Genomic DNA, 229 nt, shown 5'->3' with positions numbered 1-229 from the left:
CATGCGGCCAAGCACCGGAGTGCTTGGACTTTGGCGTTGACTTACTAGTCAGATCCAGCTCCAAAGGTCAGAAACTGCAGTATAAGCAATAGCCCTTCAAGGGAAAGTACCCCTTTACGGCCTCTTACTTATCCTTTCGTTTCTAAGCGGCCTTTTGCGCTTTTCGTTTTTAGTTAAGTCCTCGATCGATTAGTATTCGTCAGCTGCACGTGTCACCACGCTTCCACCT

Origin of the sequence: Terribacillus sp. AE2B 122 (assembly GCF_902497585.1) — a bacterium.
In the GTDB taxonomy this organism is placed as follows: Bacteria; Bacillota; Bacilli; order Bacillales; family Amphibacillaceae; genus Terribacillus; species Terribacillus saccharophilus_A.
The sequence above is the reverse complement of the archived record's forward strand: the minus strand, read 5'-3'. Positions refer to the sequence as shown.